This window comes from Pseudoduganella umbonata, assembly GCF_014192225.1.
In the GTDB taxonomy this organism is placed as follows: domain Bacteria; phylum Pseudomonadota; class Gammaproteobacteria; order Burkholderiales; family Burkholderiaceae_D; genus Rugamonas; species Rugamonas umbonata.
In genome coordinates this window covers 58,933-72,561 of the sequence record NZ_JACHXS010000005.1, presented here as the reverse complement: position 1 = coordinate 72,561, position 13,629 = coordinate 58,933, and the positions used below count along the sequence as shown (strand labels likewise).

The window sequence follows — 13,629 nt, the reverse complement described above, 5'->3', positions numbered from 1 at the left end:
AACTACTCCTCCAATCTAGTAACTCTTCCAGCCATGAACCTGCACCACATTCGCCTGTCGAATTTTCAATCCTTCGGGCCTGCCCCCGTCAGCTTCACCGTCCCCGAGTTGTGCTACCTCATTGGCCCCAATGGCTCGGGAAAAACCGCCGCGCTGCAAGCGATCTGCCGTCTGTTTGCGTTCGATCCGGCTATGCGTCGCATCAAGAAATCCGATTTTCATGTCCCCCACGATGAAGCCGAAGTGCCGGACGAGCGCAAGCTCTGGATTGAGGTCGATTTCGTCTTTCCGGAACTGGAGGACGGTGATGAAAGCAACGGCGTCGCGCCCAATTTCGGCCACATGCGGCTCGATGAGGCCGATGGCCTGGTCCGCGTGCGCTTCCGCCTGGAAGCGACACTGTCAGACGCGGGTGAAATTGATGAGTCGCTGGTGTACGTCCTCGACGTGAAGGAGGACGGCACCATCGTAAGTACCGCCCAGGTACCCAAGGCCGAGCGCAACGAAATTCACGTTCACTATCTGCCTGCTCGCCGTGATCCGGCGGATCACATCGCGTATGGCGCCAACGCCTTACTCGGCAGGATGCTGCGGGCGGTCAACTGGGACAATGAACGGGCCGGCATCAAGGAACTGACAGACCAGATCACCGAGCGCCTGTCGAGCAATCCGTCCATCAGCGCCTTTAGCGGGTGCCTTTCCGACACATGGACATCGCTGCACAAGGGGAGCTACTTTGCCGATCCGAAAATCACCTTCGCGGCCTCCGAGGTGGAGGCTATACTTCGCCATCTGTCGATCTCCTTCTCCCCTGCCCACGACGATCGCGTTGCTGATTTCTCGCGGCTGAGCGACGGCCAGAAGTCCATGTTGTACCTGTCCCTAGTGGTGTCATCCCACGCCATTGGTCGCAAGGTCCTCGCAGGAGAAGACACCTGTTTCGATGTCGAGAAACTGCGTCCCCCGGTCTTTACCATCATCGCTATCGAAGAGCCTGAAAACAGCTTGTCGCCGCATTTTCTCGGCCGTATCGTCAATACCTTGGCCAAGATTACCAGCGACGGTGACGCCCAAGCGCTGATCGCCACCCATGCGCCCTCGATGCTCCGGCGCGTACCGCCGGAAAACATCCGGTATCTGCGCTTGAACGCCGCGCGCACTACGCAAGTGCGATCCATACGACTGCCAGAGGCCCAGGACGAAGCGCACAAATTCGTCCGGGAGGCCGTCCAGGCCTTCCCCGAAATCTATTTTTCGCGTCTGGTCGTGCTTGGTGAAGGCGACAGCGAGGAAATCGTCCTGCCGAAGTTACTGCACGCAAAAGGTGCGCCCGTTGATGAATCGGGCGTGACGGTGGCGCCGCTCGGCGGGCGCCATGTCAACCACTTCTGGCGCCTGCTATCCGAACTCCAGATACCCTACCTCACATTGTTGGATCTGGATCTGGCCAGGTTCGGCGGTGGCTGGGGTCGGATCAAGTATGTAAATGACCAGCTCGGAAAGCACGAGCCCGCCAAGCAATTGCCCGCTAATTTCGTTATACCCGAGTGGACCGATGACGCGCAAAAAGTGCTCACCTTTTTCAATTATTTCGAGCAGTTGGAACAACGTGGTGTTTTCTTCTCCTCCCCGATGGACCTGGACTTTGCGCTGCTTGCGGCCTTCCCCGTTCAATACGGCGCAACACTGGAAGACCCGGACGCCGATACCGTCAAGGCGGTGCTGGGCAAGAGCCACCACGGTGCACAGCAGTACGTGCAACCGCAGTTACAGCTATTTGGCACGTACCACCGTTTATTCAAAGTCGGTAGCAAACCCGCCATGCACCTCGAGGCACTGGCACAGATCACCGACGAGGTAATGCTGGCGGCCATGCCACCGTCGTTAGCGCGACTTGCCGACGCCGTGATCGCCCGGTTAGCGGAGTTACCGGAATGATCGCGCCAGAAGCATGGTTGCCGGCCGACGGGCTAACACTGGAACCGAACGCCTTGCGCGCCGCCAAGGAGCGGCAAGCGAACCTGGCGTTGACCGCGGGGCCTGGCGCAGGTAAAACGGAAATGCTGGCGCAACGAGCAGACTTCCTGCTGCGAACGGGCGCGTGCCGCTATCCCAAGCGCATCTTGGCCATATCGTTCAAGGTGGACGCCAGTACCAATCTGAAAGAGCGCGTGAAGCGCCGCTGCGGCGCCGTGTTGGGGCGCCGGTTTGATAGTCATACCTTCCACGCCTTTGCCAAGCGCATTATCGACCGGTTTCGTCCAGTGCTCATGGGCGCCGATGCCCTCGATCCTGGCTATCAGATCGGGAACAATCGCGTCGCGCGCTCGCAAATCACGTTCCAAGACCTCCTCCCCCTCGCCATCAAGATATTGCGGCGGTCGCAAAGCGCCCGCCATGCCATTCGCCAGACCTACACCGACGTGTTTCTCGATGAGTTCCAGGATTGTACGGGCGACCAATACGAGCTGATCAAGGTGGCATTCATGGGAACACCAATCCGCATGACCGCGGTCGGTGACGTCAAGCAGAAAATCATGGGCTGGGCCGGCGCGCTGGAGGGGATATTTCAACTGTATGCGCGCGACTTCGCGGCGGTACCGCTGAACATGTACCGCAACTTCCGCTCGCAGCCTAAGCTCCTGCGAATGCAGAACGATATCATTCGGGTCCTGGACCCGGCGTCCGTGATGCCCCCGGAACAGCTGGCCGGTGAAGGGGGCGAAGTATTTGCTTGGCATTTTGCTGATAGCCGGCAAGAGGCCGAGTATCTGGCCAACCTGATCGCGGGCTGGACGCAAGGCGGCAAGCTGGCGTACTCCGAGGTCGCGGTACTGGTGTCCAAATTGCCAGATCAATATGCCTTCGACTTGATGGGGGCGCTCACACGTTTGGGCATCCCGTATCGCAATGAAACGCAGCTGCAGGACTTGTCGGCAGAACCGGTTACGCGGCTGATTGTCGATTTCCTCGCCTGCCTGTATGGGCAGCGCGAGCCAAAGGCCTGGACACGGCTGTCAGAGCAGTTGATGCCATATGACGATGACGACCTGCTGTCCGCCAAGCGACGCGCCTTTCACCAATTTGTGAAGCAGCAGAGGAAAGAAGTCGCGGTGGCGCAGTTGCTAGGTGACCCCTACGATGGTTGGTGGGAGCACGCGAAGCAATTTCTCAGTACGGTTGGCCTAGAGACGCTGGTGGCCCTGTCGCCGGACTATCAAGCACATGCGCGGCTGAGAGAGGTGATCCAGCAGGTCAAGACGAAGATCGAGGAGTTGCTCCAACTGGAACCGGTGCTACCATCGGCACTGAATCGTTTCGCTGACGATCAGGCGGTGCGTTTGCTGACGATCCACAAGAGCAAGGGCCTTGAATTTGATTCGGTGATTCTACTCGGGACCGAGGCGGAGGTATTTTTTGGCAATCCAGCCGACGAGCGATGCGTGTTCTTCGTCGGCGTCTCGCGGGCAAAGCGCCGGCTAGTGCTGACCTACGCGGATCAACGGCCCAAACCGCCAAACTACCAGAAGCGATGGGATGTCATCCGCCGCCCGCACAATGAGTTCTTGGGGTACGCAGTCCCTTTCTTAGCCCCTGAGTAGCGCAGCAGAGGCTGGGAGGGAGCACAAAGCCGGAAGACGGTATACGTCCAACCAGTCCAACTGTGATTTGAACGTCGTTGTTGGCAGACCCGGGTTTTCCATTTCAAGGCCCCTCCATGACCGGTCCGCGAACGCCGGCATCAATCTGGCACGAGCGTGTAGGCCACTGGCGTGCCAGCGGTCTAACCGCACACGCGTATGCCGATCAAAATAACCTGTCCCTGGAACGCCTGAGCTATTGGGCAGCCAGGATCGGATGCGAGACGCGGGCACCGCATCTGCTGCCCGTGCAGGTGCGGCCATCCGGCATTCCACTACGCTCCTGCAATTGCAAAGCCGCAACCGGTCCGTCGGAAGCAGAACCATTCTGGACAGATTTCCTGCGCGGCCTGACACGTCGCGGCCTGCGTGGCGTGAAGCTGAACAAACGTCATCGGCATTTTTTCCTAACGACGCCGCCATCGTCCGCCTGGTCGGCGCCATGATGCTTGAACAGGACGACGAGTGGTCCTTGCAGCGCCGTTATATGCAGCTTGAAGGATTATTATCCTTGAGCGACAATCAGCCTGCACGGCTCTCAGCCGTGATTAACTGATCGGGGGCCCAGCCCCTTGAGAATCACATCTTATACACCACTCCTGGGGACACCATCCTTCCCCCTATACCTACGCGATCACTGCGCGCTCGGCGGAACTGGGCTGCGGATGGCGGCTGCGCTTACAGGAGAATGGCGAGGAGATGGGCGGCGGGGCATTTCCAATCTTGGATGACTCGAACGCTGGCACGGCCTGGTGGAATGATGCAGTGAACATGAGCGCGGCCGCTGGCTGATGATGGCAGCATCAGCCCGGCCGGTCGACGCCTACCATGCATGTTTGCTGGCCGAGGGCTACGCCACCGCCGAGGCCGAAGGGCAGGCGTGGCTGGACAGCCGTGACGGGCGGATGGGTAACGCATCGCCCCGCGCGGCAGTATACGCCTGGTTGGTGGAGCTTCCTTTCGCCCGGCGTGGCCGCCGCGGTGAATCATTGGATGGGTGTGCCAGTGTCAGGGTAGCCCAACAGTATCCTTGCATGATAATCCTTGTTATCACGCAAGGCTTGCCTAGCTTGTGCGGCAAGCCGCTAACGTTCGCCCTTATCTGACTGACTCGTCTTCGCGAAGGTGGTGTTAGGGAAGAAGGCAGCGCAGCTACCTCAGAGGGAAGTGGACCAACCTGCCGGAATCGGCATCAACAGGACTGGCCGAAAACGCAGCATTTCTTTGGCAAGGTCAGCATGACCTAACTCTGCACACAGTAGTGAGAAAGTAGGACTGGCACAGTACGCGAGGATCGAAGCGAACAGCAGCAACCACCAATAATTGGATGGCGTTCGAGATCTTAAGGAAGGTTTGCGCCGATTGGCGCGAGATGAAGGGGAACGAGGACGCAGGGAGGGTGTAGAAGGTCGGGGTCCGTCACTGTCACCATCACCGTCGTCCCCATCGCCATCGTCACCACCGTCGTCTGAGCCACCGCCTGATGCGTCACCATTGTCGCAACTAACGCCGGCATTGGCCGCAGGTTTGACGTTTTCTTTCGCTGCGGGTCCCCTGTAGGACGGACGCGTTGGGACCAAGAAGTCGGCGAGCATGCGGGCATAGATGCTCTTACTAGTATCGAATGCCACGACTGCGCCTGGTTTTCGAATAATGCGCACTTCGTTGTCGAAGGGGCGGGAGACGTCGGACTTGGTACGGCGGGTCAGGATGATCTTCTGCATCGAAAACTCCTTGATGGTTGGGCTGCTAGGCTATTTTAACGGGAGCTCTAGCGAGAGTCCTTCTTGCGGCTTCTACACCCACTGGTCCTACTTCCTAAGTTGGCGGACGTCCGTGCAACTATTCATGCCGCCGCAGCCGACAAAACAATCACCGTGCAGGAATGGCGCGTTTTGATCGTTCGGGCCTCTAAGGTAAGTGAGCCGTTAACAGCCATTAGGTGGCGCCGAACCTTATCGTTCGACTGTCTCCTCAGGGGGGAACAGTCGGTGATGACGGTCTGCGAATTTTCAGGCGCAGCGATCTACTATGTTGCGTCGAGCGGCCGAGATCGGCGGAATCCCGACATCGAACGACAAGCATGGTTCATGCATGTTCGGCTTGAAATGCCCGCACGTCCGCGGCCTTGAAGCAGGAGCAGCTAACTCAAGTCAATAGAGAGGCAGCGGCCCTTGCCGCAGAACTGGCGGCAGGCAAACAGGCTGTCTACTTGGAGAAGGAGGTCAGCCGCCGTCTTGAACGTCGTGTAGAGCAGCTGCAGGCTGTCGAAACCCACGCAGCTACGCTCCAAAGCCAGGCGGCCGACGCAGGCGCGCGCGCAAGGGAGGCCGAAGCATCGTTGGCAGTCTCGCAAGAGACGTGCAGCGAGCTACGTCAGCAGAAGGCAGGGTTGGAAGCGCAGCTGGCCAGTATGGGCCAGGCCAAGATGCTGGAGCAGCGTATTACCGAGCTGCAGCAGGCCGTGTTTGGCGCCGATCGGCCGGTCGCTGCTTCCGGGAATAGCGGTGGGGAAGGCGCATCCTGACGGGGCGTGTATCAGCTGCCCCGTCAGTGACAAGTTAGCGCAGTGCCAGAATACGGCGAGCGCCAAGGAGTACGATCACCGCAATGATGGTCCCGATGATCAGGTCCGGATACGACGACCCGGTCCAGGTGACGAGCGCGCCGGCGACGATCACACCCAGGTTGGCAATGACGTCATTCGCCGAGAAGATGTAACTGGCTTTCATGTGCGCACCGCGATCGCGCTTTTTCGCGATGAGGACCAGGCACGCAACGTTGGCGATCAGGGCTAGCGCACCGACACCCATCATCAACGCCGATTCGGGCTCGCTGCCGGCAAAGGCGCGGCGTATAACTTCGCCCAGCGCACCCAAGGCCAGTGCCAGCTGCAGCCACCCCGCCATATGGGCGGCGCGCGTCTTGAGTGACGCTGCACGGCCCACTGCGTAGAGCGCCAAGCCGTACACGGCCGCGTCAGCAAACATGTCGAGGGAATCAGCGATCAGGCCCGTCGATTGAGCAATGACGCCCCACACCATCTCGACCAGGAACATCAGGCCATTGATGGCCAGCAGCAGGCGCAACGTGCGCGCCTCCGCGGCGTCGCCCGCTGTATCTGGCAGCGGCAAACTGCTGCCGGTCGCTGGCGTCGAGCTCACCACGCGCGCTCCCAGACCAAGAGGAGTCAACTGCTTCGCTATGGGGTCGACATCGCCTTGATGAACTACGCGGAGCGTCCTCGCAGCCAGATCGAATGCCAGCGCCTGGATCCCGACGGTATTGGCCAGGGCCATGCGAATCATGTTCTCTTCGGAGGGGCAGTCCATCTTCGGTACCGATATGACCGTCTCAACCAGCGCGGACGAGCCTGTCGTCTCCGCTGATAAGGGATGGCTCTCACGAAGTTGTGCCCCCAGCCCCAAAGGGGAGAGCGCATGCACCAGGTCATTTCCGTCACCGGCATGGTCAACCGTCACCGTCCGCGCCCCGAGGTCGAACGTCAGCGAGGTGATGTCATCGCGTTTGTCCAGGGCCATCCGAACGAGGTTCTCCTCGGACGGACAGTCCATTTTCGATACCGACAGTACGCTGCGCACGCGCGCCCCATCTGGCTTCACCGTTTCACTTGTCATTGGCACACTCCCAGGCTATCGCTATCGGCGCAGCATAAACCTTGAAGCGGCTTCAACGTCAAGCGTGCGCAAGCAGGAGAGGTGCCGACAGTCAAGCCGCTGGAGACAATGAATCAATGATGCGGCAATCCGCGACGGTACCGCCCCGGCACGACGCCAGCAGCGTGCGCAAATGGTCTCGCAGCAGCAAGAGGTCAGCGATTTTCTGCTCGACAGCGTGGAGGTGCTCGTCGGTCATCGCCATCACAGCGCAGCAGTCGGCCTCGCGTTGATCGGAAAACGTCAGCAGGCTGCGGACCTGGTCAACTGTGAACCCGATCTCCCGGGCCCGCCGGACAAAAGCGAGCCGGGTCAGGTCGTCGTTGTCGTACTGACGGTAATTACTACCCGTGCGGGCAGGGGCGGAGAGCAGCCCGATTTTTTCGTAATAGCGGATCGTTGCGGCCGGCATTTGCGCCGTAGCGGCCAACTGGCCAATCGTGAAAGAGGTAGACATAGCGCTTGACCTTGAAGTGACTTCAAGGTTTATAAAGTCCGTCTGTCTATCCGTCAAGACCTTTCCTCATGCCCATCCACGTTTCCAGGGTTCTGGCCAGCCTGATTCTTGCCGGCGCGTTTTCGACCACGACAGCACAAAGCCAACCGATGAAGCTGGCAGATGCAGTCGCGTTGTCGTTGCAGCGTGCGCCGAGCCAACTTGCGGCCGAGGCCACGCTGCGCGCCGCAGAAGCCAATATCGCAGTGGCAAATGCTCGCCCCAATCCAACCGTGAGCTATGAGCATGAAAATGTAATGGGTTCCGGGCGTTACGCTGGTTTCGGTGGTGGTGAGCGCACTCTTTCCGTAGCGGTGCCGCTGGAACTGGGTGGCAAACGCGCAGCCCGGCGGCGCGTGGCCGAGGCCGAACAGCACAGCGCCGGGCTGGGCATTGCCATGACGCGATCTGACATCGTGCAGCGGGTAACTGAAGCATTCGTCGCAGCGGTCGCGGCGCGGCGCCAACTTTCGTTGGCCGAGGAAGCGCTGGCACTTGCGCAGCGCGCCGCCCATGTTGCACAAGAGAGGGTTGGCGTGGGAAAAGCCTCGCCCATCGAGGCGCAGCGCGCAGACGTGGTCCGCATCAATGCTGATGTGGCACGGGACAAGGCAGAGCGGTCGCTGGCACTGGCGGAGGCGGACCTTGCGCGGCTGACAGGTCGTGCCCTGGAGGACAGTATTGCCGCGCCGTGGTTCGACGTTACCGAGGCCACTCCAATGCCGCGCACTGACGTATCTCCACTGTCGCTGATGGCCGCCGAAGCACAGGCTGCGACCGCCGCTGCCCGTGTTGCCGCCGCGCGGAGCGAGCGCGTGCCCGACGTGACGGTAACGGCTGGCATGCGCCGTTATGGCGACAATTCGGACAAGGCAGCGGTCTTGGGTATTTCGGTGCCGCTGCCCTTGTTCAACCAGGGCACTGCGGCCTTGGCCCGATCAAAGGCGGAGTATGACCGCGCCCTCGCTGATCGGGATGCAGCCGCGCAGGAGGCCAGTCAGGAGCTTGCGCACGCCCAGGTAGCCGTGGCGGATGCCCAGGCCGCTGCACAGGCGGCGAACGGGCCGGCCATGGCCGCCGCGCAGGAGGTGGCCCGCATCGCCCGCATCGGTTATGCCAGCGGCAAGTTTCCCCAGCTCGAATTGATCGATGCCGAACGCTCTCTGGCAGAAACCCGAGAAGCGGCAGTCGATGCTCTTGCAGCGTTTCATCTTGCCCGGGCCCGACTGGCACGGCTGCAAGGCAGTAATGATCCCATCTATAAGGACTGAACCATGCAATGGTTATCGCGCTTGAGCACGTGCGCCGCGCTGCTCGTTGTTGTCGGCTGCTCCCGCGGCCCGGAAGGCCAACAGCCCTCTGAATCGGCTGAGCGTTCCGAAGCGGCACCTGCAAACACGGCGTCCGCCGCCAAGTCGTCCGGTGAGGCTGAGTCCCGCCACGAAGGCAAGCGTGACGAGGAACACGGCGAAAAGCACGAAGAGGAGCATAGCGATGCTATCGCTCTCACAGCTGAGCAAATCAAGGCTGCTGGCATCGATATTGCCCCTGTGCGGCGCGGCTTTGCCGGCGCGATCGATGCTCCAGCCGTCATCGTGGCCGATCCGCAGCATGCCTCGGTAGTCAGCAGCACCGTTGGCGGCCGGGTAGTCGAAGCGACGCGCAACCTCGGCGAGACAGTCGCGCGCGGCGATACGCTTGCTGTTATCGAAAGCCGGGAAGTGGCCCAGTTCGGTGCCGACGCAGCGATCTCCCGTCGCCAGCGCGAACTTGCCGAGGCCAATTTCCAGCGCGAAGAGCGTCTCTACGCAGAGAAGGTCTCGTCTCGGCAGGAATATGAAGTGGCGAAAGCGGCATACGATGAGGCGCGCAGCCGGCAACGTCTGGCCGAGCAGCAAGTCGCCAGTGCCGGCGGTCGCACGGACCAGGCCGGCCGGTTACTGCTTCGCGCGCCGATCAGTGGCGTCATCACGGCGCGGCAGGTTGCCCGAGGCGACGTCATTGAGGCCCAGGCGAAATTGTTCGAGATCGCCGACCTGAACACGTTATCGGTCGAGTTGTCACTGACCCAGGCGGACGCCGCGCGTGTCTCCGTCGGCACAGCCATCGACGTTACCGCCGATGGTCGCAGCAGCACTGGCAAGATCACATACCTCTCGCGGGTTCTGGATCCGGCCACCCGTCAGGTGCGTGCTATCGCGTTGCTGCCAAACCCGCAGGCGCGCTGGCGTATTGGCGAAACCGTTCGGGCTGCCATTGCACTTGGCACGGACGGCGCCGGCCAGTTGGCTGTGCCACGCACCGCCGTGCAGACCGTCGAGGACAAGCCAAGCGTGTTCGTTCGGGACAAGAACGGTTTTTCGGTTCGCCCCATCGTGCTTGGGCAGAGTGCAGGTACCTATGTCACGGTGCAGTCTGGCCTGCATGGCGACGAACAGATCGCCGTCAGTAACACTTATATCCTGAAAGCGGAACTTGGCAAGGGCGAAGCGGGAGAAGACCATGATTGATCGGTACCGAGCCGCCGAGTTGCAGGAGGAGCCGGCATGATCGCACGCATCGTCAACATGTCCGTCGCCCGGCCCTGGCATGTGCTGCTGGCCACCCTGTTCCTGGCAATCATTGGCGCTCTGGCATTGGCGCGCTTGCCGATCGACGCTGTGCCCGACATTACGAACACACAGGTGCAGATCAATGTCGTGGCCCCCGCACTGGCACCGGCCGACGTTGAGCGGCAAGTGACCTATCCGATCGAAACGGCCTTCGCTGGCATACCGGGGCTGGAATCGACGCGCTCGCTGACCCGGCACGGCTTTGCACAGGTGACGACCATTTTCAAGGACGGCACCGACATTTACTTTGCCCGGCAGCAGATTGCCGAGCGGCTGCGCGCGGCTGAACGCTCGCTCCCTTCAGGCGTCACCACCACCATCGGCCCGATCGCCACCGGACTGGGTGACGTGTACATGTGGACCGTGGAGTTCACCAACACGCATGGTGCAAAAGGCGGTGCCGGCATGGCGCCCGACGACAGCTATGTCACCCCTGAGGGGCAAACGTTGCGCACGGCGGTCGATAAGGCGACGTATCTGCGTACAGTGCAGGACTGGATCGTCGCGCCGCAACTGAAAAACACGCCCGGGTTAGCTGGTGTCGATGTCATCGGCGGGTACGTCAAGCAGTACGTGGTTTCGCCCGACACGCAGCGGTTGGCCGCACTCGGCATCAGCCTGACGGCCTTGGCCGAAGCACTCGAACGCAACAACACCAGCGCAGGCGCGGGCGTGCTCGTCCAGAACGGCGAAGCGCTGACTGTCCAGGCGGATGCGCGCGTCGGAAGTGTCGAAGAACTGGGCAAGACGGTCATTGCCACCCGCGGCGGTATGCCGGTCCTGCTATCGCAAGTGGCCACCGTCGGCATCGGCCAGGAAATGCGCTTCGGCTCGGCCTCCGAAGGTGGCGTCGAGGTCGTTGTTGGAACTGCTGTCATGCGTATCGGCGAGAACAGCCGCACCGTGGCCGCCGCCGTTGATGCTCGCCTCAAGGAAATCGCACGGTCGCTGCCGCCTGGCTTGGTCATCAAGCCGGTGCTCGACCGCACGCGGCTGGTGGATGCCACCATCCGGACCGTGGCAACGAACCTCACAGAGGGCGCGCTCCTAGTGATCGCTGTTCTGTTCGCATTGCTCGGCAATCTGCGCGCGGCATTAATCGCGGCTGCCGTTATTCCCATCACGATGCTGCTGACTTCGGCAGGCATGCTGAAAGTAGGGCTTTCAGCCAATCTGATGAGCCTTGGGGCGCTCGACTTCGGGCTGATCGTCGACGGGGCTGTCATCATCGTGGAGAACGCATTGCGCCGCATCGGTGAGCGGCAGCAGGCGACAGGGAAGGTGCTGGACAAAGCCGAGCGCATGGCCGTCGTCGCCGCCGCGGCGCGCGAGATGATCCGTCCCAGCGTGTATGGCCAAGCAATCATCATCCTAGTGTACGTGCCGCTGCTGTCGTTCCAGGGCGTTGAAGGGCGCATGTTTGCCCCGATGGCCGTTACCGTCATCCTGGCCCTGACATGTGCTTTCGTCCTGTCCTTGACCATGGTCCCGGCCGTGATCGCTCTGTGGCTGTCGCGCAGCGTGCACCATGCCGACAACCGCATTGTCGCTGCCGCCGGACGCAGCTATGCGCCGTGGCTGGACCGCGCGATCGCGCGCCCGTGGGTAACAGGTGGCATTGCGGCCGGCGCATTGGCCGGCGCGCTGCTGCTGTTTCAAACGCTCGGGCAGGAGTTTCTGCCCACGCTGGATGAGCAGGACGTGTTACTGCAGGTGGCGCGCATTCCCGGCACATCCGTCGACCAAAGCCAGGCGATGCAGTTCGCAGTAGAAAAGGCGGTCGCCAAACTGCCCGAAGTCAAACTGGTGTTTTCGCGCACGGGCACGGCCGAACTGGCATCGGACCCTATGCCACCCAATGTGACGGACACCTTCGTCATCGTAAAGGAACGGGCCCAATGGCCCGACCCATCGTTGAGCAAATCGGAATTGGTCGAGAAGATCGAGCATGCGGTGGCGGCCGTTCCTGGCCAGAACTACGAATTGACGCAGCCGATCCAGATGCGTTTTAACGAACTGCTGGCCGGTGTGCGTGGCGATATCGCCATCAAAGTGTTTGGCGACGACTTCGCGGCCATGCTACAGACGGCCGAGCAAGTTGCGACCCAGCTGCGCGCCGTCGACGGCGCCGTGGACGTTAGGGTCGAGCAGGTCGAAGGGCTGCCGCTATTAGCCGCGCGACCTGACCGCGATGCGATGGCGCGCGTGGGCCTGACCGCCGAGGACGTGTTTTCTACGCTGGCCGCCGCAGTTGCCGGCCGCGAAGCAGGCACCATCTACGAAGGCGATCGCCGTTTCGACGTGGTCGTCAAGCTGGGCGATCAGGACCGCAACGACGTCGAGGCGCTGCGTCAGCTTCCCATACTGACCCCATCGGGCAGTTTCGTGCCGCTGAGCGCGGTCGCCACGCTCGAGAGCGGGAAGGGGCCCAATCAGATCAGCCGCGAAGACGGTAAGCGTCGAATTGTTGTGCAGGCTAACGTGCGCGGCCGGGATATCGCCGGCGTCGTTCAGGATGCCCGAGCAGCGATTGACGCAAAAGTGCAGCGGCCTCCTGGGACCTGGCTGGCGTGGGGTGGTCAATTCGAGAACCTGGAACGTGCCCGCCTGCGCCTCGCGGTGGTCGTGCCCGCCTGTTTCGCCTTGATCATTGTTCTACTTTACTCGGCGGTCGGCACCTGGCGCGCAGCCGGGGTCGTTTTTACCGGCGTACCACTGGCCCTAATCGGCGGCATTGTCGCGCTTTGGCTGCGCGGACTGCCATTCTCGATCTCGGCCGCTGTCGGGTTCATTGCCCTGTCCGGCGTAGCAGTGCTCAATGGCCTGGTAATGATCGGTGCGATCGACGACCTGGCCAAGACCATGCCATGGCGTGAAGCCGTCAGGGCAGGGGCCTTGCGTCGGCTGCGGCCTGTTCTGATGACGGCACTGGTGGCGTCGCTGGGCTTCGTGCCGATGGCACTGGCAACCGGGGCAGGCGCGGAGGTGCAGCGGCCCTTGGCAACGGTGGTCATTGGCGGGTTATTCTCTGCCACGCTGCTGACATTGTTCGTCTTGCCGGCACTATATGCGCGTCTCGGTCAGCTCCAACGCCCCGCGCCCGACGAGGGTTCGTCGAAGTCCGTGAGAAAGTCGCTACAATGAAACATAAAAGCGATTCTCTTGGTAATTCTGACAATTTGTCTTTGCACGAGCGCTGTCGC

Annotated in this window: 9 protein-coding genes and 2 pseudogenes; 8 read left to right on the top strand and 3 right to left on the bottom strand. The window is 61.4% G+C overall.

Going from position 1 to position 13,629, the window contains the following annotated elements; all coding sequences use genetic code 11:
* The first annotated feature begins 33 nt into the window (after positions 1-33).
* From FHS02_RS14480 to FHS02_RS14470, 4 genes and pseudogenes are all read left to right on the top strand, one after another.
* Positions 34-1,938, top strand: coding sequence for an ATP-dependent nuclease (locus tag FHS02_RS14480; RefSeq protein ID WP_137315184.1), 1,905 nt, complete (start codon positions 34-36; stop codon positions 1,936-1,938).
* Positions 1,935-3,602 carry a UvrD-helicase domain-containing protein gene (locus tag FHS02_RS14475; RefSeq protein WP_137315183.1) on the top strand — a complete coding sequence of 556 codons (1,668 nt, stop codon included), beginning with the start codon at positions 1,935-1,937 and terminating at the stop codon, positions 3,600-3,602. Before FHS02_RS14480 ends, FHS02_RS14475 begins: the two co-directional genes overlap by 4 nt.
* A gap of 116 nt (positions 3,603-3,718) precedes the next feature.
* A pseudogene (tnpA, locus tag FHS02_RS32180) lies at positions 3,719-3,850 on the top strand (IS66 family insertion sequence element accessory protein TnpA); the annotation flags it as partial.
* Positions 3,851-4,044: 194 nt separating this feature from the next.
* Positions 4,045-4,197 (top strand): annotated as a pseudogene (locus tag FHS02_RS14470) (IS256 family transposase); the annotation flags it as partial.
* 601 nt (positions 4,198-4,798) lie between these two features.
* Here the strand turns inward: FHS02_RS14470 and FHS02_RS14465 are convergent.
* Positions 4,799-5,365 (bottom strand): hypothetical protein, encoded by a 567-nt coding sequence (locus FHS02_RS14465; RefSeq protein WP_137315182.1) that lies wholly within the window; start codon positions 5,363-5,365, stop codon positions 4,799-4,801.
* 404 nt (positions 5,366-5,769) lie between these two features.
* Here FHS02_RS14465 and FHS02_RS14460 point away from each other — a divergent pair, with 404 nt between their 5' ends.
* Positions 5,770-6,168: a hypothetical protein gene (locus tag FHS02_RS14460; RefSeq protein ID WP_137315181.1), complete on the top strand. Its 399-nt coding sequence runs from the start codon at positions 5,770-5,772 to the stop codon at positions 6,166-6,168.
* A gap of 34 nt (positions 6,169-6,202) precedes the next feature.
* Here the strand turns inward: FHS02_RS14460 and FHS02_RS14455 are convergent, their stop codons facing one another.
* A complete protein-coding gene (locus FHS02_RS14455; RefSeq protein ID WP_175424864.1) occupies positions 6,203-7,279 on the bottom strand; it encodes a cation efflux transmembrane domain-containing protein in 1,077 nt (358 codons plus the stop codon).
* Positions 7,280-7,370: 91 nt separating this feature from the next.
* The gene (locus tag FHS02_RS14450; RefSeq protein WP_137315180.1) at positions 7,371-7,775 is read right to left on the bottom strand and encodes a MerR family transcriptional regulator; all 405 of its coding nucleotides are present in this window, start codon (positions 7,773-7,775) and stop codon (positions 7,371-7,373) included.
* A gap of 68 nt (positions 7,776-7,843) precedes the next feature.
* Here FHS02_RS14450 and FHS02_RS14445 point away from each other — a divergent pair, with 68 nt between their 5' ends.
* Genes FHS02_RS14445 through FHS02_RS14435 form a run of 3 tightly spaced genes read left to right on the top strand, consistent with a single transcriptional unit; the run spans position 7,844 to position 13,570 of the window.
* Positions 7,844-9,085, top strand: coding sequence for a TolC family protein (locus FHS02_RS14445; protein ID WP_137315179.1), 1,242 nt, complete (start codon positions 7,844-7,846; stop codon positions 9,083-9,085).
* Between the two features lie 3 nt (positions 9,086-9,088).
* Positions 9,089-10,324 carry an efflux RND transporter periplasmic adaptor subunit gene (locus FHS02_RS14440; RefSeq protein ID WP_137315178.1) on the top strand — a complete coding sequence of 412 codons (1,236 nt, stop codon included), beginning with the start codon at positions 9,089-9,091 and terminating at the stop codon, positions 10,322-10,324.
* 36 nt (positions 10,325-10,360) lie between these two features.
* On the top strand, positions 10,361-13,570 hold the full coding sequence (locus tag FHS02_RS14435; protein ID WP_137315177.1) for an efflux RND transporter permease subunit: 3,210 nt from the start codon (positions 10,361-10,363) through the stop codon (positions 13,568-13,570).
* Positions 13,571-13,629 lie beyond the last annotated feature (59 nt).

Coding starts and splice junctions, on each gene's coding strand:
- FHS02_RS14465 (WP_137315182.1), bottom strand. CDS start 5,365: ATGCAGAAGATCATCCTGACCCGCCGTACCAAGTCCGACGTCTCCCGC.
- FHS02_RS14440 (WP_137315178.1), top strand. CDS start 9,089: ATGCAATGGTTATCGCGCTTGAGCACGTGCGCCGCGCTGCTCGTTGTT.
- FHS02_RS14435 (WP_137315177.1), top strand. CDS start 10,361: ATGATCGCACGCATCGTCAACATGTCCGTCGCCCGGCCCTGGCATGTG.
- FHS02_RS14455 (WP_175424864.1), bottom strand. CDS start 7,279: ATGACAAGTGAAACGGTGAAGCCAGATGGGGCGCGCGTGCGCAGCGTA.
- FHS02_RS14450 (WP_137315180.1), bottom strand. CDS start 7,775: ATGTCTACCTCTTTCACGATTGGCCAGTTGGCCGCTACGGCGCAAATG.
- FHS02_RS14475 (WP_137315183.1), top strand. CDS start 1,935: ATGATCGCGCCAGAAGCATGGTTGCCGGCCGACGGGCTAACACTGGAA.
- FHS02_RS14445 (WP_137315179.1), top strand. CDS start 7,844: ATGCCCATCCACGTTTCCAGGGTTCTGGCCAGCCTGATTCTTGCCGGC.
- FHS02_RS14480 (WP_137315184.1), top strand. CDS start 34: ATGAACCTGCACCACATTCGCCTGTCGAATTTTCAATCCTTCGGGCCT.